Origin of the sequence: Paraburkholderia sp. WS6 (genome assembly GCF_030464835.1) — a bacterium.
In the GTDB taxonomy this organism is placed as follows: Bacteria; Pseudomonadota; Gammaproteobacteria; order Burkholderiales; family Burkholderiaceae; genus Paraburkholderia; species Paraburkholderia madseniana.
Genome location: NZ_JALQCK010000043.1, coordinates 51,449 through 75,605, shown reverse-complemented (window position 1 = coordinate 75,605; position 24,157 = coordinate 51,449). Strand labels below are relative to the sequence as shown.

The 24,157-nt window shown below is 63.3% G+C and carries 23 protein-coding genes; 14 read left to right on the top strand and 9 right to left on the bottom strand.

The features are described 5' to 3' along the window. Positions 1 to 2: 2 nt before the first annotated feature. Positions 3 to 1,220 carry a type II secretion system inner membrane protein GspF gene (gene gspF / locus M0D64_RS35855; RefSeq protein ID WP_093634517.1) on the top strand — a complete coding sequence of 406 codons (1,218 nt, stop codon included), beginning with the start codon at positions 3 to 5 and terminating at the stop codon, positions 1,218 to 1,220. Between the two features lie 26 nt (positions 1,221 to 1,246). On the opposite strand, the gene M0D64_RS35850 is transcribed toward gspF, so the two are convergent. After that, positions 1,247 to 1,660: a type II secretion system protein N gene (locus M0D64_RS35850; RefSeq protein ID WP_154558751.1), complete on the bottom strand. Its 414-nt coding sequence runs from the start codon at positions 1,658 to 1,660 to the stop codon at positions 1,247 to 1,249. A 173-nt stretch (positions 1,661 to 1,833) separates the two neighbouring features. Here M0D64_RS35850 and gspG point away from each other — a divergent pair, with 173 nt between their 5' ends. The 8 genes from gspG to M0D64_RS35810 all read left to right on the top strand — a co-directional run bounded on the left by gspG (position 1,834) and on the right by M0D64_RS35810 (position 8,666). Then, positions 1,834 to 2,298: a type II secretion system major pseudopilin GspG gene (gene gspG, locus M0D64_RS35845; protein ID WP_154558752.1), complete on the top strand. Its 465-nt coding sequence runs from the start codon at positions 1,834 to 1,836 to the stop codon at positions 2,296 to 2,298. Between the two features lie 30 nt (positions 2,299 to 2,328). Then, entirely contained in the window at positions 2,329 to 2,898 is a 570-nt protein-coding gene (locus tag M0D64_RS35840; protein ID WP_266261237.1) for a GspH/FimT family pseudopilin, read from the top strand. Position 2,899: 1 nt separating this feature from the next. Continuing rightward, positions 2,900 to 3,316 (top strand): type II secretion system minor pseudopilin GspI, encoded by a 417-nt coding sequence (gene gspI / locus M0D64_RS35835; RefSeq protein WP_171925283.1) that lies wholly within the window; start codon positions 2,900 to 2,902, stop codon positions 3,314 to 3,316. Then, on the top strand, positions 3,294 to 3,971 hold the full coding sequence (locus M0D64_RS35830) for a type II secretion system protein J (RefSeq protein WP_266238842.1): 678 nt from the start codon (positions 3,294 to 3,296) through the stop codon (positions 3,969 to 3,971). Before gspI ends, M0D64_RS35830 begins: the two co-directional genes overlap by 23 nt. Before the next feature lie 584 nt (positions 3,972 to 4,555). Further along, positions 4,556 to 5,914, top strand: coding sequence for a type II secretion system minor pseudopilin GspK (gene gspK / locus M0D64_RS35825; protein ID WP_266261238.1), 1,359 nt, complete (start codon positions 4,556 to 4,558; stop codon positions 5,912 to 5,914). Positions 5,915 to 5,942: 28 nt separating this feature from the next. Then, positions 5,943 to 7,364, top strand: a complete 1,422-nt coding sequence (gene gspL, locus M0D64_RS35820) for a type II secretion system protein GspL (RefSeq protein WP_266238840.1) — start codon at positions 5,943 to 5,945, stop codon at positions 7,362 to 7,364. Continuing rightward, positions 7,361 to 7,864: a type II secretion system protein M gene (locus M0D64_RS35815; protein WP_266238839.1), complete on the top strand. Its 504-nt coding sequence runs from the start codon at positions 7,361 to 7,363 to the stop codon at positions 7,862 to 7,864. Before gspL ends, M0D64_RS35815 begins: the two co-directional genes overlap by 4 nt. 22 nt (positions 7,865 to 7,886) lie before the next feature. Then, the gene (locus M0D64_RS35810; protein ID WP_154558757.1) at positions 7,887 to 8,666 is read left to right on the top strand and encodes a type II secretion system protein N; all 780 of its coding nucleotides are present in this window, start codon (positions 7,887 to 7,889) and stop codon (positions 8,664 to 8,666) included. Positions 8,667 to 8,745: 79 nt separating this feature from the next. On the opposite strand, the gene M0D64_RS35805 is transcribed toward M0D64_RS35810, so the two are convergent. Further along, positions 8,746 to 10,302 carry an efflux transporter outer membrane subunit gene (locus tag M0D64_RS35805; protein ID WP_154558758.1) on the bottom strand — a complete coding sequence of 519 codons (1,557 nt, stop codon included), beginning with the start codon at positions 10,300 to 10,302 and terminating at the stop codon, positions 8,746 to 8,748. Between the two features lie 249 nt (positions 10,303 to 10,551). Then, positions 10,552 to 10,914: a hypothetical protein gene (locus M0D64_RS35800; RefSeq protein ID WP_266238838.1), complete on the bottom strand. Its 363-nt coding sequence runs from the start codon at positions 10,912 to 10,914 to the stop codon at positions 10,552 to 10,554. A 253-nt stretch (positions 10,915 to 11,167) separates the two neighbouring features. On the opposite strand from M0D64_RS35800, the gene M0D64_RS35795 reads away from it, so the two are divergent. Then, the gene (locus M0D64_RS35795; RefSeq protein ID WP_171925277.1) at positions 11,168 to 11,710 is read left to right on the top strand and encodes a MarR family winged helix-turn-helix transcriptional regulator; all 543 of its coding nucleotides are present in this window, start codon (positions 11,168 to 11,170) and stop codon (positions 11,708 to 11,710) included. Positions 11,711 to 11,845: 135 nt separating this feature from the next. Then, positions 11,846 to 13,408 carry a DHA2 family efflux MFS transporter permease subunit gene (locus tag M0D64_RS35790; protein ID WP_266261236.1) on the top strand — a complete coding sequence of 521 codons (1,563 nt, stop codon included), beginning with the start codon at positions 11,846 to 11,848 and terminating at the stop codon, positions 13,406 to 13,408. Between the two features lie 486 nt (positions 13,409 to 13,894). Here M0D64_RS35790 and M0D64_RS35785 read toward each other — a convergent pair whose 3' ends face one another. The 4 genes from M0D64_RS35785 to ada form a co-directional block, all read right to left on the bottom strand. Continuing rightward, positions 13,895 to 14,395 carry a hypothetical protein gene (locus M0D64_RS35785; RefSeq protein WP_266238837.1) on the bottom strand — a complete coding sequence of 167 codons (501 nt, stop codon included), beginning with the start codon at positions 14,393 to 14,395 and terminating at the stop codon, positions 13,895 to 13,897. Positions 14,396 to 14,672: 277 nt separating this feature from the next. Then, entirely contained in the window at positions 14,673 to 16,289 is a 1,617-nt protein-coding gene (gshA, locus tag M0D64_RS35780) for a glutamate--cysteine ligase (protein WP_266261235.1), read from the bottom strand. A gap of 337 nt (positions 16,290 to 16,626) precedes the next feature. Next, complete coding sequence (locus M0D64_RS35775; RefSeq protein WP_266238835.1) at positions 16,627 to 17,544, bottom strand: DNA-3-methyladenine glycosylase; 918 nt, start codon at positions 17,542 to 17,544, stop codon at positions 16,627 to 16,629. Next, entirely contained in the window at positions 17,541 to 18,716 is a 1,176-nt protein-coding gene (gene ada, locus M0D64_RS35770; RefSeq protein WP_266238834.1) for a bifunctional DNA-binding transcriptional regulator/O6-methylguanine-DNA methyltransferase Ada, read from the bottom strand. The genes M0D64_RS35775 and ada overlap by 4 nt, the downstream gene beginning before the upstream one ends. Before the next feature lie 398 nt (positions 18,717 to 19,114). Here ada and M0D64_RS35765 point away from each other — a divergent pair, with 398 nt between their 5' ends. Next, on the top strand, positions 19,115 to 19,540 hold the full coding sequence (locus M0D64_RS35765) for a VOC family protein (RefSeq protein ID WP_266238833.1): 426 nt from the start codon (positions 19,115 to 19,117) through the stop codon (positions 19,538 to 19,540). Between the two features lie 34 nt (positions 19,541 to 19,574). Here M0D64_RS35765 and M0D64_RS35760 read toward each other — a convergent pair whose 3' ends face one another. Together M0D64_RS35760 and M0D64_RS35755 are read right to left on the bottom strand one after the other, a co-directional pair. After that, on the bottom strand, positions 19,575 to 20,132 hold the full coding sequence (locus M0D64_RS35760) for a YaeQ family protein (protein ID WP_154558807.1): 558 nt from the start codon (positions 20,130 to 20,132) through the stop codon (positions 19,575 to 19,577). Positions 20,133 to 20,285: 153 nt separating this feature from the next. Then, on the bottom strand, positions 20,286 to 21,263 hold the full coding sequence (locus M0D64_RS35755) for a LysR family transcriptional regulator (RefSeq protein ID WP_266238832.1): 978 nt from the start codon (positions 21,261 to 21,263) through the stop codon (positions 20,286 to 20,288). Between the two features lie 177 nt (positions 21,264 to 21,440). On the opposite strand from M0D64_RS35755, the gene M0D64_RS35750 reads away from it, so the two are divergent. Further along, positions 21,441 to 22,889, top strand: a complete 1,449-nt coding sequence (locus M0D64_RS35750; protein WP_266261234.1) for an aldehyde dehydrogenase family protein — start codon at positions 21,441 to 21,443, stop codon at positions 22,887 to 22,889. A 258-nt stretch (positions 22,890 to 23,147) separates the two neighbouring features. After that, the gene (locus M0D64_RS35745; protein ID WP_266238830.1) at positions 23,148 to 24,152 is read left to right on the top strand and encodes an arabinose ABC transporter substrate-binding protein; all 1,005 of its coding nucleotides are present in this window, start codon (positions 23,148 to 23,150) and stop codon (positions 24,150 to 24,152) included. Positions 24,153 to 24,157: the final 5 nt, after the last annotated feature.

Below are 24,157 nucleotides of genomic sequence, written 5' to 3'. Positions count from 1 at the left end.
GCATGCCGGCATTTCGTTTCGAAGCGATCGATGCAGCGGGTAAAGCGCAAAAAGGCGTGCTCGACGCGGACAGCGCGCGCGGCGCGCGGACCAATCTGCGTTCGCAGGGACTGACGCCACTCGTCGTCGAACCGGCTGCGACGCGCACACGTGGTGAGCGCAACCAACGCTTGTCGCTGGGACGGCGTTTGTCGCAGCGCGAGCAGGCGATTCTCACGCGGCAACTGGCCAGCCTGCTGATTGCCGGTCTGCCGCTCGATGAAGCGTTATCGGTGTTGACCGAGCAATCGGAGCGCGACTACATCCGCGAGCTGATGGCGTCGATTCGCGCCGAAGTGCTCGGCGGCCATTCGCTCGCGAACGCGCTGACGCAGCATCCCAAAGACTTCCCCGAGATCTATCGGGCGCTGGTGGCTGCCGGTGAACATACCGGCAAGCTCGGTCTCGTCCTCTCGCGTCTGGCCGACTACATCGAGCAACGCAACGCGCTCAAGCAGAAGATCGTGCTCGCGTTCACCTACCCGGCGATCGTGACCCTCATCGCCTTCGGCATCGTCACGTTCCTGTTGAGCTACGTGGTGCCGCAAGTGGTGAACGTGTTCGCCAGCACCAAACAGCAACTGCCGATCCTCACCATCATGATGATGGCGCTGTCCGGTTTCGTGCGGCACTGGTGGTGGGCGATGCTGATCGGCGTGGTCGTGCTGGTGTATCTGGTGCGTTCGATCCTGAAACAGCCCGGCCCGCGCCTCGCTTTCGACCGGTGGCTGTTGACCGCCCCGCTGCTCGGCAAACTCGTGCGCGGCTACAACACCGTGCGCTTTGCCAGCACGCTCGGCATTCTGACGGCGGCGGGTGTGCCGATCCTGCGCGCGCTGCAAGCCGCAGCCGAAACGCTCAGCAACGTCGCGATGCGCGAGAACATCGACGATGCGATCGTGCGTGTGCGCGAAGGCACGTCCTTATCGCGTGCGCTCGGCAATACGAAGACCTTTCCGCCCGTGCTGGTTCACCTGATCCGTTCGGGTGAAGCGACCGGCGACGTGACGACCATGCTCGATCGTGCGGCCGACGGCGAAGCACGTGAGCTGGAGCGTCGCACGATGTTCCTGACGAGCCTGCTCGAGCCGTTGCTGATTCTGGCGATGGGGGGCGTGGTGCTGGTGATCGTGCTGGCGGTGATGCTGCCGATCATCGAGTTGAACAACCTGGTGCAGTAAGGCTGAAGCCAGGCAGAACGCCTGGGTCAGCGCACGTAGATGGTAGGACCTGGCGCGTTGGCCGGCAGGAACACTTCGGAATGCGCGCCATTGCGGTCGATGATGATCGAGCGGGCGCGGACTTCGGAGAGTTTGGCGCCTTGCATGAGCGCGCTGCCGAGCGATACCGCATGCGGCGGTTCGCCACCGACGCTGACGATGGCTGCGGCCCCTTCCTGCAAAGCGAGGATGCCGAACAGATGCACGTCCTGGTTGGCGCTGCGGGTGAGCTGGCCGCCGAACAGCGTGGCAGCCTGATCGGTCGACACCTGCGTATGCGCGGCGGCAGCGGGCAACGGCGCGCCGGACGTCGTGGAGATCGTGATGACCCAGTAGGTCAGCGTCGCGCAGAACACGGCGAACAGTGCGAGCGACAGAAGGCGGATTTGGATAGCGTTCATGCGCATATTGTACGGACTATTGTGAAAATTGCGTTGGGGTGCCTGGCGGTTTCCCGCAACCCTTCAAGAACATGACATTAAAATGACCGGCCGGGCGTGTTCAATGGCACCTTGATTGCCTGACGCGCGAATCCCGCCCGATCGAAATTTCACCTGAAAAGAGGTAGCAAGCTATGCAATTGTCGACCCTTCGCCGTCATGAAATCGCGGGTCCGCGCAGCCGTCGTCAACGCGGTTTCACGCTGATTGAAATCATGGTCGTGATCGCGATTCTGGGTATTCTGGCCGCGCTGATCGTGCCGAAAATCATGAGCCGTCCGGACGAAGCGCGGCGTGTCGCCGCCAAGCAGGACATCGGCACCGTGATGCAGGCGTTGAAACTCTACCGTCTCGACAACGGCCGTTATCCGACTCAGGAGCAAGGCCTGCGCGCGCTGATCGAAAAGCCGAGCACGGATCCGGCGCCGAACAACTGGAAGGACGGCGGCTACCTCGAACGTCTGCCGAACGATCCGTGGGGCAATAGCTATCAGTATTTGAACCCCGGCGTGCATGGCGAGATCGATGTGTTCAGCTATGGCGCCGATGGGAAAGCGGGAGGCGAAGGTAACGACGCCGACGTAGGGTCGTGGCAGTAGTCGAGTAGTTCATCGTTTGTGGCCGGCACAATGCGACTGTCCGCTTGCAAGTCCCGTGTGGACACTCCGTGTACGGCGTCGCTGCCGGACACGGCGTGCGCCGGCGCGCGCGTGCGCGGCGCACGTGATTTCAGTGCGGGCGGCAGGAAGCGTGCAGCGGGTTTCACGCTGCTGGAAATGATGGTGGTGCTGGTGATCGCAGGCATTCTGGTATCGCTGACCGCGCTGACGATGACTCGCAACCCGCGTACCGATCTGAACGAAGAAGCGCAGCGTCTCGCGCTGCTGTTCGAATCGGCCGGCGACGAAGCCCAGGTGCGCGCAAGGCCGATCGCGTGGCAGCCGCTCGATGGCGGTTTTCGTTTCGATCTGCGTACTGAAGACGGTTGGCGTCCGCTGCGTGACGATCTGCTTGGGCCGCGCAACTGGGAAGGTGGTGTGACCGGCGTCACGATCGATTACCCCGGATCGGACTCGCACCCGAGCCGTGTCGTGTTCGGCACTGAAGCGATCGACGTGCCCGTGCAGATCACGCTGTTTTCTGCCGCGGGGCGCGCGACGATCATCGGCACTGGCAATGGCCGCTATGAGGTGCACTGAGATGCGTCGTTGCAGGGACAGGGGCGCTCGCGAGATGGTCCACGGCGCGCAGCGCGGTTTTACGATGATCGAAGTGCTGGTGGCGCTGGCGATCATCGCGATTGCGTTGGCGGCGTCGTTGCGCGCGGTGGGGAGTCTGGCGAGCGGCGAAGCCGATTTGCATCGACGGCTGCTGGCGGGATGGAGCGCCGACAATACGCTGGCGCAACTGCATTTGACGCATGGCTGGCCGAACGTTGGCTCGACGAGCTTTGACTGCTCGCAGGGCAATTTGGAGTTGATCTGTACCGAGCATGTGACGGCGACGCCGAATCCGGTGTTTCGTCGGGTGGAAGTGACGGTGACGACGCCGGGGCGTTCCGGCAATCTCGCCCAGATGGTCACGGTGGTCGCGAATGAAAACAACCGTTCGCTCTGAGCGCCGCGGCCGATCGGGCGCGCGTGGTTTCACGCTGATCGAGTTGCTGGTCGCGATTGCGATCATGGCGGTGATTGCCGTGCTGTCGTGGCGCGGGCTGGACCAGATCATTCGTGGCCGGGAGACGATCACGAACGCGATGGAAGACGAGCGCGTCTTTGCGCAACTGTTCGACCAGATGCGGATCGACGTGCGGCAGGCCGCGTCGGATGATGAGTCTGGGCAGGCGGCCGTCTCGGTCAGCGGCAGCGTGCTGCAGATCGTACGGGAGATGGTATTGCCGGGGACGGCGCCGCGGTTGCAGGTGGTGAGGTATCGCGTGTCCGAGGGGCGCGTGGTGCGGTATGCGTCGCCGCCGCTGGGGAATGTAGGCGAGTTAAGGGGCGCGCTGCGCGGTGGTGAGGGGAATGGGTGGACGGCGGTGCCTTTGATGGGGGGCGTCGGGGCTATTTCTGCGCGGCTGTATGTGCCGAAGGTTGGCTGGACCACGCAGATGAAGGATGTGCAGAGTGCGATTACGGAGAACGATAATAATTTGAAGGTGCCCCAGTTGGGGAATGCGCCGCTGCCGCGGTCGGTGACTGGGCTGGAAGTGAGTGTTGGGGGTAAGTCGTTGGCGCGGCCTGTAACGCGGGTTTTTCTCGTCGGAGAATGAGTATGAGGTTCTCTTTTTTGTCTCCGCGACGCTCTGGGGTTTTGGGTTTTTTGTTGTCTTCGCGACGCTCTGGGTTTGGGCGCGTGCGCGCGTGCCTTTCGGTTTGGTCTTCTTTGCCTGCTTGGCGGTTTTGTCTGCACGCTTGCGGTGTTGGCCTTTCCTTGATTTGCTATCGGTCTATTAGCGTTCCCCCTGTGCGGGGGGGCACCTACTTTTCTTTGCCGCCGCAAAGAAAAGTAGGCAAAAGAAAGCGGCTCAAACCGCTAATGCTAAGTGGGCACCGTAGTTTGCTTGGGGTAGTGGTGCATCTGGAATCTGTGTTCGTGCCCCTGCATGCGCTAGTGACAAGGGCGTCATACTTCCCGTCTCGCACTGCGTGCTCGCCGGAAGAGCAATTCGACAAACCAGTGGTTCGCTTGGTTCTGCCCCACTCGCAATTGCCGCCTTTCGCTTGGGTCGCGCGTGCAACGCGCGACCAACTAGTCAGGCGTATCGCCGAGGCGAAGCCGACGGCTCCCGCGACGCGGGAGCCCGCCCCCTGGTTTTCGGAATTACTCTTCGGCGCGCGCAGCGCCGCCGGAAGTATGACGCCCTTGTCACTAACGCCGAATGTGAGAGAACACAGATTCCACGGAGCCACTAGCGGTTCTGAGCTGCGGTTCCCGCTTAGCATTAGCGGTTTGAGCTGCTTTCTTTTGCCTACTTTTCTTTGCAGCCGGCAAAGAAAAGTAGGTGCCCCCCCGCACAGGGGGAACGCTAATAGACCACTAACAAATCAAGGAAAGGCCAACGCCATAAGCGCACAGACAAAAGCGCCGACTAAGCAAAAAAGCCAATCAAAGACCAACACCGTAGGCAAACACCCAAGCGCCGCGCAGGCAACCCAACGCGGAGCAGCCATCATCAGCGCCCTACTAGTAGTCGCGCTATCAGCGATATTAGTATCGGGCATGCTCTGGCGCCAGCAAGTCCAAATCCGAAGGATCGAAAACCAACGCCTCCTCTCCCAGGCGCAATGGGTCGCCCGCGGCGCGCTGGACTGGACGCGTCTGATCCTCCGCTCCGAGGGCGACACCTCGGCAGGCATCACCTACCTGGGCGGCCTATGGGGCGTCCCCATCTCCAAAACACGCCTGTCGGATTTCCTTGGACAAATAGGCGAAATCAGAGCCGAACAAGGCCAGGCAACCTATCTCTCAGGTTCAATCGAAGACGCCCAGGCGAAATTCAACCTCCGTAATCTGGTCTCGAGCCCCGCGCCGGGCGTCATGCAGATCAACACGGAGCAGATCGGCGCCTATCAGCGCCTGCTGGTATCCCTCGGCGTGAACAGCCAACTGGCAAAAAGCACCGCCGTGCAGATGCGCGCGAGCCTCGGTCAATCGGCGACACGCTTCCAGACCGTTACGTCCACTACCGGCGCGTCGACAGCTCCGATTACCGCGGGTGGCGGCGCCACGAGCGGCAGCTTCACCGACAAACCCGGTATGGAAGACGGCGACGACAACGCGGCCGTCGCGCCGCTGCAAATGACCAGCGTCGATTCGCTGTTGGATATCCCCGGCTATACGCCGGAAATGATCGCCCGCTTGCGGCCATTCGTCACCGTGCTGCCGACGGTGTCGGCGGTCAACATGAATACGGCCTCCGCCGAAGTGATCGCGGCGATCGTGCCGGGGATGAACCTGTCCGCCGCGCAGGCCTTCGTCGCGCGTCGGCAGACAGTGTTTTTCCATAATGTCAGCGATGTGCAACTCGCCTTGCGCGGCGCCGGCGTACAGTCGGTCTCGGTCGACCCGAGTGAAATGGACGTCAACACGAACTACTTTCTGATCCACGGCCGCGTGCAGCACGAACGCGCGGAAGTGGACCGCACGACCCTCGTCTATCGCGACGCATTGACTCACACTACGCGTATCGTGCGGGTACAAGACCAACTATGAATAACGCCTTTCCCAGAGAGAGTGGCCTTTGAGCACACTGATCGTCCTACTGCCGCCGCGTGATCCGGCGGTGCCATCGCAGGAATGGCAACTGCCTGAGTTGCCGTTCGTGCTGCTCGACAAGTCGGGCCGCACCCAACGCGCGGGCCGCTCGGCGCTCGCGCTGCTGCCGCGCGCTGCGTCGACGGTGCTGATGGTCGCCGCCCGCGACCTGCTGATGATGCCCGCCAAGCTGCCGCCCTTGCGCGGCCCGAGGTTGCGTCAGGCGCTGCCGAATGTCGTCGAGGATCAGCTGATCCAGGACCCGCAAACCTGTCACATCGCCGTCGATCCGCAACCGATCGCGGGCGGCCGGCAGTTGCTCGCGATCATCGACCGCGGCTGGTTCCGCTTCATCTGCGAGGCCTTTGCCTCCGCCGGCCACCGCAGCGTGCGCGCTGTGCCGGTTACGCGCTGTCTGCCGCAAGCCGTCGCGCTCGACACGCCCGCCGAAGTCGCGGAAATGGTCAACGCAGGCGAGCCGGTCATGGCGGGCTCGGCGAGCGTGGCAACGTCGCTGCCGGGCGTGGCGCCGGTGATGGCGCCTGGCGTCGCGTCGGTCGTGCCGATGGTGGCGGCCGTGCTCGGCGCCGTCGCCCAGACCGCGCCCGCATTGCTGCTCGGGAGTGCGGTCGAAAGCGCGCCGCTCAGTGGTACGCCGCGCGTCGAGCTGGCTATCGCGCGCGGCGTGCAAGGCGAAGGGCTGGCGGTGCCGGCTAACGCCGTGAACGCGACGCTCAGCGCGCTCGCCGGCGCGGCGCCAATTTCGCTGTACATGCTGACGGAAGTGCCCGGCAACGAGCCGAGTCTCGCAGCAGCCAGCCCGGCGAAGCTCGCGGCTCATATCCATGGGGCCAGCCCGCTGCCGTTCGAGCAACTCGCCCGCCGCGCGCTGGAGTGCCGCTTCGACCTGTGTCAGTTCGAGTTCGCCTCGCAGCCGTGGCGGCTCGACCGTGCGACGCTGCGGCGTCTGCGCCTGCCGGTCGCGCTGGCTGTCGGCGCGCTGGTGATCGCGATTATCGGCGCGAACGTGCAGTGGCTGATGCTCGCGCGTCAGCGCGACGCGATCAACACGCAGATGACCGAGCTGCTCCTCAACGCCTTCCCCAAGACGACGGTCGTGCTCGATGCGCCCGATCAGATGTCGCGGCAGTTGCAACAGTTGCGGGTGGCGGCGGGTGAGTTGTCGCCGGACGATTTCCTATCGCTCGCCGATGGCCTCGCGCGTTCGTTGGCGCCGGTGCCGGTCAACGGTATCGCCGCGCTCGACTATCACGACCGGCGGCTCGATGTGACCTTCAAGCCCGAGGTGAAACTCGATCCCGATTTCGCCAAACGTCTCGCGCGCAACGGCCTGACCGGCGCGATCGACAGCAATACCGGCAAGTGGACCATCAGGAACGGACAATGAAAGCTGAACTCGCCCAAAGCTGGGCTGGATTCTGGGACCAGCGCACCGAACGCGAAAAAACGCTGCTGGCATGGGGCGGCGGGGTGCTGGCCGTGGTGATCGCGTGGTCGGTGCTGTGGGCGCCGGCGCACGATGGCCGCGCGCATCTGCGTGAATCGCTGCCAACCTTGCAGCGTCAGTTGGCGCAGATGACTGCGCAGGCGAACGAAGCGCGCCAGCTCTCCGCTGCGGCTCAAGGTGTCGCGCCGACCGGCGCGGCGCTGAAGGACGCGCTCACCGCCTCGCTCGGCGATCATGGCCTTGCCGCGACCCAGGTCCAGGTGATCGGCAACATCGTGCAGATCCAGATGAAGAACGTGGCGTTCCCGGCGTGGACGAGCTGGGTCGACGATGCGCGCAAGCAGTTCAAGGTGCAGGTCGCCGAGGCGCACGTGACCGCGCTCAAGGAAGACGGCCAGGTGGATCTAACGGCGTCGATGCAGCCATCTACCGCGAAATGACCGCGCCGTTACAGGATTTCGCATGACTTACTGGATGCGGCGCCTGCGCGTCGCGCTACCCTGGCTGGCGGTCGCGGTGCTGGCGAACGCAGTCGTGATGCTCACGTTGTTGCCGGCCGCCTGGATTACGCCGCAGTTCGCCAGACAAACCCATGGCCACGTCAATCTCGTCAATCCGTCCGGTTCGCTGTGGCACGGCTCGGCCACGCTGATGCTCGCCGCCGGTTCCGACATGAGCGCGGCGACCCTGCTGCCGGGGCGGATCGAATGGCGCACGGCGTTCTGGCCGCTCTTCACCGGCCGTGTGCGGATGACCATGCGGCACAGCGAAGCGATGCCCGACCCGATCACCGTCGATGCGACCCTGCGCAGCGCGACCATTACGCCGGGTGCGATGGCGGTGCCGGCTTCGCTGCTGAGCGGCCTCGGCGCGCCGTTCAATACGCTCGATCTGCAAGGCGACGTGCGCCTCGCATGGTCCGATTGGCGCAGTTTCAATCAGGAAGCGTTCGGCCAGTTGACCGTGACCCTGAACGATGTCAGTTCGCGCGTCTCGCTGGTCAAGCCACTGGGTTCTTACCGGCTGTTGTTCCAGGCGCAGGGTGCGTCGTCCACGCTGGATCTGACGACCCTGAAGGGGCCACTGATGCTGACTGGCAATGGCACGGTGTCAGCCGCCTCGACATCGTTTCGAGGGACGGCCAGCGCCGCCCCGGAAGCGCGCGACAACCTCGCGGGACTGCTGAATCTGTTGGGCCGGCCAAGCGGACCGGATACGGTCGCGTTGACGTTCGCGCACTGAGGCGCCGGTTGCAAGAAAAAGAGGCATGGCTGCATTGCGCGGCTATGCCTCTTTTGCTTTGACTTTACGAGTCCCGTGCCTAGTTGCTCTGCGCCGATTGCGGCGCGGCTCCGCTTTGTGCCACCGGCGTCGCCGACGCTGCCGGCTGCGGCGCGGGCGCCGCCATGTCGCCCGTTTCGCGGTTCATTTGCGACGCGTCCCAGCCGCCGCCAAGCGCCTTCACCAGACCCACCGACGACACCATGCGCTGCCCGGCGATGTTCTCCAGCTTCTGCTCAGCCAGGAAGGCCGTGGTCTGCGCGGTCAGCACGTTGACGTAGCCGACCGTACCCGCCTTGTATTCGTTCGTGACGATGGCCAGCGCCTGACGCGCTGAATCCACCGCTTGCTGCTGCACGACGATTTCCTGTTCGAGGATGCGCTGCGAGGCGAGATTGTCCTCGACGTCCTGGAACGCGGCCAGAATCGTTTGACGGTACGCCGCGACGTTCTGGTCGTAGGCAGCGCGTGCGGCTTCAGTCTTTGCCTCTCGCAGGCCGGCGTCGAAGATCGTGGCGGCGAGTTGCGGGCCGAGCGTCCAGAAGCGCGACGGCGCGGTCAGCAATTGCGAGAACACCGAACTCTGGAAGCCACCCGTGGCCGACAGCGTCAGCGTCGGGAAGAACGCGGCGATCGCGACGCCGATCTGTTCGTTCGCCGCCGCCGCCTTGCGCTCAGCCGATGCGATATCCGGGCGCCGCTCGAGTAGCGCCGACGGCATCTGCTCGGGCACGGCGGGCGGCGTGGCGGTGAGCGGCATCGGCGGAATCGAGAAGGTCGAGGCCGGCTCGCCGACGAGTACGGCGATCGCGTGCTCGTCCTGCGCGCGCTGCACACCGTTGTCGATCGCGGCCGCCTGGGCCGATTGCAACTGCGTTTGCGCCTGGATCACGTCCGAGCGCGCGGCGACGCCGGCCGCGTACTGGTTCTGCGTGAGTTGCAGTGACTGCTGATAGGCCGCGACGGTGTCGTCGAGCAGCTTCTGGGTGGAGTCGAGCGAGCGCAGCGAGAAATAGGTTTGCGCGAGCGTAGCCTGGGCCGACAGCCGCGCATTCGCCAGATCGGCGGCGGCGCCCTGCTGACCGGCTTTCTGCGAATTGACCGAACGCGTGACCGAGCCCCACAGGTCCGGCTCCCAGCTTGCGTCGAGTTGCGCGTTGAAGCTGTTGCTGACGCTGGAGCGGGTTGAGTTGCCACTGGACGACGAACCGTTGCCTGAGCGCGTGGCGCCTGCCGATGCACCGATGGTCGGGAAATATGCCGCGCGTGCTTCGCCCACCAGCGCACGTGCCTGGCGATAGGCGGCTGCAAATTGGGCGACGGTCTGGTTCGACGCGTTCAGTTGGTCTTCGAGCGCGTTGAGTTGCGGGTCCTGGTAGATAGTCCACCAGTCGCCGCGGTCGTGCTGATCGGCCGGCTGGGCGACTTTCCAGCCGGGCGCGGCTTCCTTGTAGGACGCGGGGATCTCGGCCGCGGGCCGCTTGTAGTCGGGGCCGACCACGCAACCAGCCAGCACGGTGGCGAGGGCCGCGGCTACCGCGATAGTCAGGGCGCGGGGCGCAAGCGTCCGCGCGCGCGAGATTCGTTCAAACTGCATGCAATGGATTCCTTCTGGACGCCGCAGTGCGGCCGATGGCGGCACTGCCGACCGGGCGAGATCATGGCTCTGCCGGGATGTTAGCGTATGGGACCGCTTGGGCGCGGGAAACTGAAAGGGTAATGCGGGGGGAGGCGGAGGTGTGTTACTTAGCGTGTCGGGATGGTTACGTGCTGTTACCGGCCTGGCTGCCTTTGGCGACGGAAACGCGCCGCGCAGGCAACAAAGGCCGGTTCCACGACTAGAGAGTCAAACTCGCGAATCCGATGACGTGGGTTGCCGGGCCTGCTTGCCAGCCGCAGCCCGGCACGGCGCGCCTGAGCGTGCCGGGCAAGGGCCAACCGGGCTTGCAGCAGCGGCAGCGGTCGCGACGACACTCCCCGCCGCAATGACGGACCCCACCGGTTCCACCGGGACGACTTGGGTCCCCTTCTGCCCTCGCCGATGCTCCACCCACGCCAACATCGCGACTCCCACTGATCCACCGGGCAGGACGAACAGCACGGCGAACAACGCCAGCTTCCACCAGCGATGCGGACCTTGAAAGCTGCTCAACGCGGAATCGGTCAGGGAGCGGCTCAAGCCGCCAAGGGTGTTTTTGAGGTACAGCATCGGGGAAATCCTTTTGGCACGGCGCCATTGCGGCGTGCAGACAATCGGTCAGAACATGGTCTCGGGTGGCGCGGGTCGCGCGTAACTCGTTGCCTATAATAATATTGACTATGCAATTAAATTTCAAGATACTTTGCTTCGCGCGCTGTCGCGGTGTTGTTTTTTGCGCCGTTGGCACGACGCGAAATGAAATTTGACTTGTCTGCTTAGGCAGCTAGAATCCGTTCTGCTTGACGATGTTCCCGGATACACGATGCCCGACGGCCCTTACAACGCGGACGAGATTCACCTCGAATCGAGTCTCGGCTATTACCTGACGAAAGCGCGAAACGTGCTTGTCGAGCGGATGGACCGTGCGGTCAAACCGTTAGGACTGACCGCCCAGCAAATCGGCGTGATTCTGGTGTTATCCGCGCAGCGCGCGAGCACGCCGTTCGAGTTGTCGCGCGTCATGTCATACGACAGCGGATCCATGACGCGTCTGCTCGATCGCCTTGAAAAGAAAGGCTTTATCGTGCGCACGCGCAGCGACGCCGACCGCCGGATGGTCAAGCTGGAGCTGACGCCGCAGGGCCACGAAGCGGCGCGGCAATTGCCCAGTCTGGGAGCCGCCGTGCTGAACGAGCAGTTGCGCGGATTTTCCGCCGCCGACCACGCCACTCTGCTCGACCTGCTCGGCCGTTTCATTGCGAACGGGATCGATGAGGGAGGAAGCGCATGTTGCGGCCTCGGACCATCGCAGGACTCGCTGGAAGACTCACCCGAAGAACCTCCGCCAGGTCACGGCGGGCAGTAACCAAGAGGCGCTTTTGAAAGCGCCATCGTTTGAAAATGTCTGTCTGGGCAGAGGGTGATCCGGCATGTAAGCGCGCCACTTGAAGGGGGCGATAAAGCTGCCGCGACAAGCTTTCCCGGCTGAGGAGAAACACACATGGCTGCCACGGCTCCCGCCGAAGCCCTACCCGTCGCCGAACCCACTCCGCTCAAAGGCGGGGTGCTGGCGTTGCTTACCGTCGGTCTCGCGCTCGGCACGTTCATGGAAGTGCTCGACACCTCGATCGCGAACGTCGCCGTGCCGACCATTTCCGGCAGCCTCGGCGTGGCGACCAGTCAGGGCACCTGGGTCATCTCGTCGTATTCCGTGGCCTCGGCGATCGCGGTGCCGTTGACCGGGTGGCTGGCGCGGCGCGTCGGCGAGGTGCGGTTGTTCACGCTGTCCGTTCTGCTTTTCACGATCGCCTCGGCGCTGTGCGGCTTCGCGCACAACTTCGAGTCGCTGATCGCGTTCCGGCTCCTGCAAGGGCTGGTCTCGGGGCCGATGGTCCCGCTTTCGCAGACGATTCTGATGCGCTCGTACCCACCGGAAAAGCGCGGGCTTGCGCTCGGCCTTTGGGCCATGACCGTGATTTGCGCGCCGATTTTCGGGCCCGTGATGGGCGGCTATATCACCGACAACTACACGTGGCCGTGGATCTTCTACATCAACGTGCCGATCGGGTTGTTCTCGGCGGTGTGCGCGTTCCTGCTGCTGCGTGGCCGCGAAACCAAGGTCACCAAACAGCGCATCGATGCGGTCGGCCTCACGCTGCTCGTGATCGGCGTGTCGTGCCTGCAGATGGTGCTCGACCTCGGTAAGGATCGCGACTGGTTCAACTCGACGTTTATCATCACGCTGGCCATTATCGCGGTGGTGTCGATTGCGTTCCTGCTGGTGTGGGAGATGACGGACAAGGAACCTGTTGTCGATCTTTCGCTGTTCAAGGATCGTAACTTCGCACTCGGCGTGGTGATCATTTCATTCGGGTTTATGGCGTTCTTCGGGTCAGTGGTGATTTTCCCGCTCTGGCTGCAGACAGTGATGGGGTATACCGCCGGGCTTGCCGGCTTGGCGACGGCGCCGGTCGGCATTCTCGCGCTGTTTTTGTCGCCGATGATCGGCAAGAACATGCATCGGCTGAACCTGCGTGTGGTGGCGAGTTTTGCGTTCATCGTGTTTGCGTTTGTGTCGTTCTGGAATTCGACTTTTACGCTCGATGTGCCGTTCAATCATGTGATCTGGCCGCGGTTGGTGCAGGGTATTGGCGTTGCCTGTTTCTTTGTGCCGATGACTACTATTACGCTGTCCAGCGTGTCGGATGAGCGGCTTGCTAGTGCTTCCGGGTTGTCGAACTTTTTTCGGACTTTGTCTGGGGCGATTGGGACGGCTATTAGTACGACGTACTGGGAAAATGACACTATCTATCATCATGCGATGTTGACTGATTCTGTTAACGTTTATGCGGCTAATACGAATGCCTATACCAACGCGTTGGGGAGTCTCGGGCTTTCTGGTGATAGCCTCACCGCTCAGTTGAATCAGGTTGTTACTGCGCAGGCTTATATGATGGCCACCAATGACTTTTTTCGTATTTCTTGTGCGGCGTTTCTTGTGCTTGCTGTGCTTGTTTGGGTTACTAAGCCCAGGAAGGGGGTTGGGCCTTCTATGGGGCACTGAGGGTTTTTTTTGCCTTCGGCGGTGGTGGTTTTTTTGTTGGGTTGTTGGTGTGGTTGAGCTCTGTGTTTGTGCTCCTGGGGCGTTGGCCTTTCCTTGAATTGTTAGTGGTCTATTAGCGTTGCCCCTGTGCGGGGCGGCACCTACTTTTCTTTGCCGGCTGCAAAGAAAAGTAGGCAAAAGAAAGCAGCTCAAACCGCTAATGCTAAGCGGGGCCTGCGGTCTGCTGCGGGTAGTGGTGCATCTGGAATCTGTGTTCGTGCACCGGCATACGCCAGTGACAAGGGCGTCATTCTTCCGGCGGCGCTGCGCGCGCCGAAGAGTACTTCTTAAAACCACTCGTGATGCTTTTGCGTTGTCGGGTGGTAGCGTCGGATTTCTTGTGTGCAAAGCCGATCGGATTGTTCTACACGCGGTGTCTGGTGCAGCGATCCTCGTAGAGGATCGCGAACTGGTTCGTTGCTGACTGCGTTGCCGCTTTTTCCTCTCCTACTGCGTTATCGCTTCCCCGCTCGTTCCCGGGACCGATTGTCCCTGCAATGCATCGGGGTGCATCGCCGTTGGTGCTGGTTGCGATGGTTTTGTGTCGCTCTGCGGCGCGCCCGGCGTGTTGCCTCGTACGTATTGCTTGAAGTCGGCGCCCGCCTCCCATGGGTTTGGTTTGCAACCCATTGAGCCGTCGCAATGCGCTGCGAAACCTATCGTTGCTGTGCCGTCCGGGTTTGGGGTCCGCGTTATCTGGTACGCCAGCGCGCGCTTGCCGCCGTCCGGGCCCGATGTCTGGATCAACGTGTCAGTCGAAGACTCGATCTTGTACGTCGAATGGCCCGCTACCCACGTCTGCGCTCGCTGCCACCAGATATCACACTCGGCCTTGCTCGAACACGTCAACGGCGTCGTCGCGATCTGCATCACGTCTGGGTCCACCTGCCCCTGCGTCGAACACCCCGCCGCCACTATGCACACTACGGCCAACAGACCTTTTTTCATCGCCTTGAAGCCTCCCGCTCTGGAGCGTGTCGTCTAAGTTGGACCGCATCCCCGGCACGGTGTTTCATGTCCATTTGCGAATGGCTAAACGAACGGCGATTTTGCCGATACAGTTGGGCCGACGGCGGCGCTTTGCGTAGACGTTACCTGTGCCCAATAAAAAGCGGCCCGCCAAGGCCGCTTCGTGCTTCACAAATGAAAATGCCGCTCAGCGTTAACTGAACGGCATTAGTCCCCAGGCTGCTTTTTCCGGCGCGCTGCCTACGTTCGTCGTCGTTTAGACGCTAAACCGGTTCAACGTGTACGCCCTGTAGGCCGCGACGAATGCGTCGAATGAAGCCACCTCTTCTCGCTCAAGCTTGGCCTGCTCTGCAAGCGATTGCGTAGCGAGGTCGGCGAATTCTTTCGTCTGCGCGGCATCCAGCGGGCGCGCGCGGAAATAGGCGGCGTGCGCTTCGCTTTGCTCGAGGCCAAAGGTGAGGAAGCTCTGCTGCTTGTCGCGCATCGTCTGTAATACGCGTGCAGACGGTGTCAGCGAGACATCCGCCAGTTTTGCCCGTTGAACCGCCACGGCGCGTGCGTGTGAGTCGCCGCCATGCAGCGCGTCGAGTGTTGCCGCGGCTGCGTCGATCTTGACCAGTAGTTCGTTCGCCCAATCTGTCATCGCGATCGGGTTGCCGTCGCGCGTCAGTTCGAGGCCCGGTTTGCGGCCTTCCATCGTCACGCGGCCGAAGTTCTGATTGGCCTCCGCGTACGCGTCCGGCGGCAGCGGTGCGCTGTCGTCGAGCGCGCAGACCAGCAGGTAGGCGTCCAGAAAACGCGACGTCTCCAGTGAAATGCCGGTCGGCTCGAAGGGATCGATGTCCATGCAGCGCACTTCGACGTATTGCACGCCGCGGGCAGCCAGCGCATGCAGCGGCCGCTCGCCGGGATGCGTGACGCGCTTCGGGCGGATCGTCGAATAAAACTCGTTTTCGATCTGCAGCACGTTCGTGTTGATCTGCACCCACTCGCCGTCGCGCTGCGTGCCGATCGCTTCATACGCGGGATACGGCTGGCTCACGGCCTTTGCGAGCGCGTCGAGGTAGCCCGGCAACGTGTCGTAGTCAGCGTGCAGCGCGGCTTGCGCCGTGGTGTTCGAGTAGCCGAGGTCGCTCATGCGCAAGCTGGTCGCGTACGGGCGATACAGCGTGTCGGCGTCGAAGGTTTCGAGCGTGTGTTGGCGATCGCGCAGGAAGCGGCGATCCAGTGCCGGCGATGCGCCGAACAGGTACATCAGCAGCCAGTTGGTGCGGCGGAAATTGCGGATCAGCGCGAGGTAACGGTCGGACTGGAAATCGACGGCGTTTGCCGTGGATTGCTGGTCGGCATGCAACGCCCGCCACACTTCTTCGTTCAGCGAATAGTTGTAGTGGATGCCCGCAATGCACTGCATCGTGCGGCCGTAACGGAGCGCGAGGCCAATGCGGTACACGTACTTCAGTTTGCCGATATTCGACGTGCCGTAATGCGCGATCGGAATGCCTTCGTCCGTTTCAGGCAGCAGGCCCGGCATCGAGTTGTTCCACAAGATCTCGTCGCCGAGTTCGGCGTAGACGAAACGGTGCAGCGTATCGAGCTTCTCGAGCGTGATCGCGACGTCGTGTTCAGCCGGCGTGATCAGTTCGAGCAGCGCTTCGGAATAGTCGGTGGTGAGCGACGGATGCGTGAGCGCCGAGCCGAGCGCGCGCGAATGCGGCGTCATGGCGAGCTTGCCGTCGTGCGTTACGCGCAAGCTTTCCCTTTCGATGCCGCGCAGGCCGCGTATCAGCGCGTCGCGCTGTGGGCCTGTGGTCAGCACGGACAGGCGGTGCGAGAACGCGTCGTTCGTGCGGGAAGGTGTCGTGTTTGGCATTGATGCGAGTCGGGCGTTGTCGGCCGCCATGTGCCGCTTCACTGCTTAGGTGCAGCACTGCGCGGTTGACAACGTTCGGCGGAATTTTCGAGTAGCGGGCACTTTAACATCTCGCCACGACGGCTGCTTGAGGCCGCTTCGGGCGGCCTTCCGACGACACAACCTGGCCTGATTTCAGCACGGTTCAGCACGAAAGGGGCTGCCCTGCGCCTTACGCTACCCTTCACGCGCCCGACGCGCGATTCGCGTGGCGTCGTCCGAGTGCTGCCGCCGAGCTAGCCGCCTGCCCACGGTCCGTCGGTTCCGTGCGGCCCTCCTCCCGGACCGCCACACGATCTCAGCCGCCGCGCGCTGCGCCGGCCCGATCCGCCACCTCGTTCCACAGGTGCATCGCCGCGTACGCGCGCCATGGCCGCCATGTGTCGGTGCGGGTGCGTTGCTGCGTGGGCCGCACGAGCGCCGGATCGCGCGCGCAGATCGACTGCATCAGCACGAGGTCCCAAGCAGGCCAGGCGTCGGCATCACGCCATGCACGCATCGCCACATACTCGACTGTCCATGGCCCGATGCCAGGCAGTGCGAGCAAGGCTGTGCGCAGGCTGTCGGCATCGGCGACGTTGCTGTCGAGCGGCACGTCGCCCGAAGCGACCGCCTGCGCAAACCCTTGCAACGCCGCTACGCGTTTACCCGGCATGCCGATCTTTTCCAGATCCACCGCCGCGAGCGCGGCGGGTGTCGGAAAGCGCCACGCGGTGTTCTCATGCGGATGACCCTCGATGCGCTCGCCGGCACGCTGCACCAATCGTCCGATGATGGTGGTCGCCGCCTTCACGCTGACCTGCTGCCCGACGATCGCGCGCACCACCAGCTCGAAGCCCGACCACGCGCCCGGTACGCGCAATCCCGGCACGGCTTCGATCAACGGCGCGAGCCATGGGTCGGCGGCCAGTTCAGTGCCGATTTTCTTCGGGTCGGCGTGCAGGTCGAACATCCTCGCGATCGGCGCGGCGAGCGCGTCGGCGTGACGGCTCGCAGGACCGTCGATGTTCGCAACGATGCAGCGCTTGCGCGGATGCAGGCGCACGGTCAGCGTGCCACTGTCGCCGGCCCAATCGATCGCGCGGCGATAGGCGCCGTCTTCGACGGCTTCGACGCCGGGCGTCGCGCGTCCGCCGAAAAAGCGCAGCAGACGCGGCCAGTCGAAGGGTGGTTTGAAGGGCAGTTCGAGTGTTGCGACGTCGTCAAGCGTGCTCACGCGGCATGGTCCAGGTTGGTGGTGGTTGCGATGGCCGCGTGGTCGCGGCGGTTGGGTTCGTCGCGCGAAACGTCGCCTGCGTGCTGGGCTTCGTTATCGAGCAGTGCAGCCTTGCGCGGCAGGCCCCAGCGGTATCCCGCCAGCGCCCCGCCCTTCTGCACGACCCGATGACACGGAATCGCCAGCGCGACCGGATTCGTCGCGCACGCGCTCGCCACTGCGCGCACGGCCCGGGGTGAGCCGACCGCTTCCGCAATTTGCGAATAGCTGCGCGTCTCACCGTAGGGAATGCGCCGCAGCGCGTCCCATACACGTTGCCGGAACGCGGTGGCGGCGATATCCAGCGGCAGATCGAAGTCCTGGCGGGTGCCGCGCAGATACGCGTCGATCTGGGCGATGAACGGTGCGAGCCGCGCTGCGTCTTCGACCAGTTCGGCGTTGGCGAACTCGCCGCGCAGATCCTCGACGAGCATTGCGGCATCGTCGCCGAAACCGATTTTGCAGATGCCTTTGTCGGTTGCCGCGATCAGCACGAAGCCGAGCGAGGTCGAAGCGCTGGCGTAGCGCACGGTAAGCCCGGCGCCTTTACGGCGAAACGCGGATGGCGCCATGCCCAATTCGGCTGAAGCGCTGTCGTACATCCGCGATGGCGAGCCGAAGCCGGCGTCGAGCGTAGCGCGCGTCACGTCCGACCCGCTCTGCAGCGCATCGCGCAACGCGGCGCCGCGTTGCGCGGCCTGATACTGACGCGGCGAGACGCCGACCACGCGCTTGAACAGACGCTGCAAATGGAACGGGCTGACGTGCACCGCGTCGCTTAGCTGCGCGAGCGTGAGGCGTTGCTGCGGATCGGCATCCAGCGCGGCGCAGGCGCGATTGACGATCTCCAGCTCGCGCGGCAGGCCGCCGGGCTGGCAACGCTTGCAATCGCGATAGCCCGCGGCGCGCGCGGCGTTTGCGTCGGCAAAGAACGCGACGTTTTCGCGGCGCGGCTGGCGCGACGCGCACGACGGGCGGCAGAACACGCCCGTCGTTTTGACGGCGTAGAAGAACGCGCCATCGGCCTGCGGCTCGCGGCGGGTGACGGCTTCCCAACGTTCGGCGTCTGTGGCCCAGCGCGGCGTGCTGACGGCGGCTTCGTTGCTGGTCTCGGTAAGATCGGTGCGGTTCATGATGGTCCCGGAAAGGCGGTGTCGATGCTCACCAATGTAGGCCGCATGCCGACACACTACGCCCCGGTTCTTGCTCTGTCATTGCGCTTCCTCGTAGGGCCGGAAGCCCCGCCGGTCGCCCGTTTCGCCTCAAACTGCGACAATTTGGCCCGATATCGGGTTTTCCCTTAAAAAGTTATTGCGTCGCATCAACCCCATGTGTATATTAGTACCTGTCTCCTCCATGTCTCCTCCTGATATGGATTCAGCCCGCTCCACATAGAGCGGGCTTTTTTTCGTCTGAACATTTTTGATCTGCCCCTCGTGGCGGGTTCATCGCCCGCTCTCGCGGCGCCGTCCTTTCTCCTACACTGGTGGCTGTTCATCCGTTCTGCGAGCAAGCCTTGGGGGCGTTCGATATGAAAATCCACATTCGCGAGATCGATCACATCGTCATTCGGGCGTCGAACGTTCCGCAGATGACGCGCTTTTACTGCGAGGTGCTCGGTTGCAGCGTCGAGAAGGAGCAGCCCGATCTGGGTCTGACGCAGTTGCGCGCGGGGCGCTCGCTGATCGACCTGCTAAAGGTCGGCGCCAAGCTCGATCACCCCGAAAACGGCGTGCCGGGCGCGGGGCGGAATATGGACCACGTGTGTTTGCGGGTTGAGCCGTTCGACGCCGAGGCGCTCAAGGCGCATCTGGCCGAACACGGCGCGCGGCCCGGCGAGGCGGCTTTGCGCTATGGCGCGGATGGGTTTGGGCAATCCCTGTATCTGTTCGACCCGGAAGGCAATATGGTCGAGCTCAAAGGGCCGCCCGAAGCGTCGCGTGTGACGTCGCTGTAACGGGCGCTGCCAAGGCCTTTACCAGGCTACCAGGCTACCAGGCGTCGGCGGGCGCCTTCAACACCGTCCACTCGATCTTCACCGCATCGGCTTCAGCGCTACCGAGCCATGCTTCGCCGTCCTGCACGGTGCATTGCAGACGCATGGTCCGTTCGGCCAGCGAGCCGAGCGCGGCGGCGACGTCTTCGCCGAGCGTCCATACCGTCACATTGCGCATGCGTTCGACCTTGCTGCGCACGCCTTGCCACCAGATGTCCGACGTGCGGCCGCCATAGGCGATCACGATCACCTCGTTCGAGCGGCCGCTGGCCTTGGCAATGCGCCGTTCGTCCGGCTGGCCGACTTCGATCCAGGTTTCGATCGCGCCGGTGAGGTCCTTCTGCCACAGGTCCGGTTCGTCGACATCCGACAAACCTTTGCAGAATTCGAGGCGTTCCTGCGCGAACAACGCGAACGCGGCGACGCGGACCATCATCCGTTCGTCGGTTTCCGAGGGATGGCGGGCGATCGTCAGGGAATGGTCGGCGTAATAGTGCCGGTCCATGTTGGCGATCTGGAGTTCCGCCTTGTAAATCGTCGATTTGAGAGCCATGCCGTTACTAAACCAGGCGCTCGCTCCACCGGAGCGAACAGAAAAAGAATCGTCGACGGCGCGTTGCCGTGTTCCGTGTTTGTTGTACATCGCGTGTTCCTCCCGAGCCGAAAAAGCCGGCTGCTGTTGCGACTATCGCAACGGGAGAAGCATTTATCGCGCCACTGTCGGCTCGAAAGCGGTGCCATACACCCCGGCAGCGGCTTCCCGTAAGGCTTCCAGCACGACGGAGGCCGCTGGCGAAAGCAGATGCGACTGGCGCGTGATGATACCGAATGTATCCATTCTGCACGGTAAATCGATCGGTACCTGCTTGAGAACACCGTACTGTTGGTACTGACGCGCCACTTCGTCAGGTAAAACCGCCAACATGTCGCTTTGAAGTAATAAGCTCGAAATCGCCAAAAAATTGTTAGTATTGACGACGTTTTGGGGCGGATTCAGTCCGATCTGCGAAAACATCAGATCAAAGCGATGGCGCAAAACGCTGCCCGGCGGGTGCAAAACCCAGCTCGCGTTGACGATTCCGCGCAGTGTCAAACTTGTTTCATTTTCGAGAGCATGGCCGGGACGCGCCACCACGCACAGCGGCTCGTCGGCGAGCGGTTCGTAGCGGACTTCCGTCTTGAACTGGTTCTGCCGCTCCAGTACCCGGCCGACCATGATGTCCAGCTCGCCTTCGGCGAGCTTCGGCAGCATCACGTCCGACGTTTCCACCTCCACCCAGATTTGCAACTGCGGATAGCGTCCCTTCACGCTGGCGATGGCGCGCGGCACCATCGTTGCGGCGGCCGCGGCGATCACGCCGATCCGCACCTGGCCGGCCAGACCGGCGCGCAGTGCCGAGATTTCATCGTGCGCGTGGCTGAGATTCGAGAGCACCATGCGCGCGTGACGGATCATCACTTCGCCATACAGGGTGGCGTGCATGCCGTGCGGCGTGCGGTCGAACAGACTCACCTCCAGCATGTCCTCCAGCTCTTTCAGGAGCCGCGACGCGGCGGGCTGGGTCATGCCGAGCACGTCGGCGGCACGCCGGACGTTGCCCTCCTCTTCCATCGCTGCGAGCAGCAGCAACTGCCGCGTCTTGAGCCGCGCCCGCACGAACCAGTTCGAGTAGCTACGCGTCATGGCCTGTCTCCCTATGCAGCTCGATGCCGTCTGTCGGACGATTTGCCGTCGTTGAGTCTCCATCATGCCATATCGAAATTGATATCGGGATGGCCGAAAAAGGGATTGGAAAGTTATTGGGGTGGCTCATACCATTCGTGGACTTTCTGAGCTTCCCCATGTGGCGCCCTCCCGTCGATGAATCGCGATCCGCTCGTCCCGCTCGTTGCCAGTCCGTTCCGCCATTACATCAATGGCGGATGGGAGACGGGCGCGACCACCGGCGTGTCGCTCAATCCGTCGGATCTGGATGAACCGGTCGGCGACTACGTCCGGGCCGATGCAAGGCAAACCGATACGGCCATCGAAGCGGCCAGCGCGGCGTTCCGCGAATGGTCCCTGGGTTCGGCGCAGCGCCGCGCGGATGCGCTCGATGCGATCGGCAGCGAGATGCTGGCACGGCGTGACGAACTCGGCCGGCTGCTCGCGCGCGAGGTCGGCAAGCCGATGCCGGAGGCCTTGACCGAAGCCACGCGCGCCGGCCAGATTTTCAAGTTCTTCGCCGCCGAGGCACTCCGCGCGTTTGCCGAACCCGTGGCGGCGGCGCGCGCCGGCGTCGAGATCGATGTGACGCGTGAACCGCTCGGCGTTATCGGCATCATCGCGCCGTGGAGCGCGCCGCTGGCGATTGCCGCCGCCAAGATCGGCGCTGCCCTCGCCCACGGCAATTGCGTGGTCTTCAAACCGGCCGAATCGGCAGCGGGTTGCGCGGCGGCGCTGGCATCGATCGTCAGCCGCGCAGGTTTGCCGGCCGGCGTATTCAATCTTGTGATGGGAAGTGGCCGGCAGGTCGGCGCGCGGATCGCCGCGCATCCGTTGGTGGCGGCGATCAGTTTCACTGGGTCGGCAGAAACCGGCACACGTGTCCTGCAGGTTGCGGCTGCAAGGCAAGCACGCGTGCAACTGGAAATGGGCGGCAAGAATCCCTTCGTGGTGTTGGCTGATGCCGACCTCGACAGCGCCGTCGATGCAGCCCTCAGCGGCGCGTATGGTTCCACCGGCCAATGTAGTACGGCTGCATCGAGGTTGATCGTCGAACGTGCGGTGTTCGAGCCGTTCGTCGACGCATTGCGGGCGAAGCTCGCCAGGCTGAGCGTCGATCACGCACTGAAGCACGGCACGGATATGGGCCCGGTCGCCAACGCCGCGCAGTTGGAGCGCAATCTCGACTACGTGCGCGTTGGCCAGGAGGAAGGCGCGCAACTGCTGCACGGCGGGCGTCAGTTGGAGCGCGCGACACGCGGCTACTTTTTCGAACCGGCTTTGTTTATCGGCGAACCCGAACACCGCATCGCACGAGAAGAGACCTTCGGTTCGCTCGCTGTCATGCTGAAAGCGGACGACTACGACCACGCGCTGCATCTCGCGAACGACACCGCTTACGGTCTATGCGCCGGCATCTGCACGCGCTCCTTGAGCCGCGCGCGGCATTTCCGCCGCCACGCGCAATGCGGCCTCGTCACGATCAATCTGCCGACGACCACCATCGAGCATCACGCGGCTGGTGGCGGTCGCAAGGCATCGGCCTACGGCGCAACCGATGCAGCGTTCTGGACGGCCGTGAAAACGGCCTACGTTGCGGGTTGATGGCCATGAGACTCGCTTACCACGCCACATCTCCCACGGCTCATTCCGCTGCCCGTAGCAGCGCCGTAGCCGCCGTGTATCTCGCAGTTCACTCGGCCGCGAATCTCATCGCTCAGCATGCCGCGTGTTGCACGGCGCACGCTGCCGCGATTCGAACGGCTTACCCCATCGCCCATCCACGCCCCGGCTGACGCCGCCGTGCATTCCCTGCTGCAAATAAACGAAACCAATGCAGCTTTTCAACCTCAGGAGACAAGTATGACCAGCAAGCTTCGCCGTTTGACGCTATCCGCGATCGCCGCCGCGGCTCTCGCCGCGCCCTTTGCCGCACAATTCTCCGCACGCGCCGATCAGCCGCTGAAAGTCGGCTTCCTCGTGAAGATGCCGGAACAGGCGTGGTTCATCAACGAACAGAAAGCCGCCACCGCGCTCGGCCAGAAGGACGGCTTCGCGGTGGTCAACATCGGCACGCCGGATGGCGAGAAAGTGCTGGCCGCGATTGATAACCTCGGCGCGCAAGGCGCCAAAGGTTTCGTGATCTGCGCGCCCGACGTGCGGCTCGGACCGGCGATCCAGGCGCGTGCGAAGCGTTACAACATGAAGTTCGTCACCGTTGACGATCAACTGGTCGACTCCACCGGCAAGCCGCTGCCGAACGTGCCGCATCTGGGCATGTCCGCGTTCAAGATCGGCAATCAGGTCGGCACGGCGATCTCCGAAGAGATGAAGCGCCGCGGCTGGAAGCCGGAAGAAGTCGGCGCGCTGCGCATCACGAACTACGAACTGCCGACCGCCAAACTGCGCACCGACGGCGCAACGGAATCGCTGTTGGCCGGCGGCTTCAAGAAGGAAAACATCTTCGACGCGCCGCAAAAGACGACCGATGACGAAGGCGGTTTCAACGCATCGTCGCCGGTGCTTGCGCAGCATCCGAACATCAAGAAGTGGGTGATCTTCGCGTTGAACGAGGAAAGCGTGCTGGGTGGCGTTCGCGCGACCGAACAACTGCACATTCCGGCGGCGGACGTGATCGGCGTCGGCATCAACGGTGCGGGCGAAGCGTTTGCCGAGTTCCAGAAGAAGGAACCGACGGGCTTCTACGGCACGATCGCAGTGAGCTCGACGATGCACGGCAAGGAGAGCACGGAGAACCTCGTCGAGTGGATCAAGGACGGCAAGCAGCCGCCCGCCGACACGCAAACCACCGGCAAGCTGATGGTGCGCGGCAACTGGCAGGACGTGCGTAAAGAGCTCGGAATTTAAGCGGT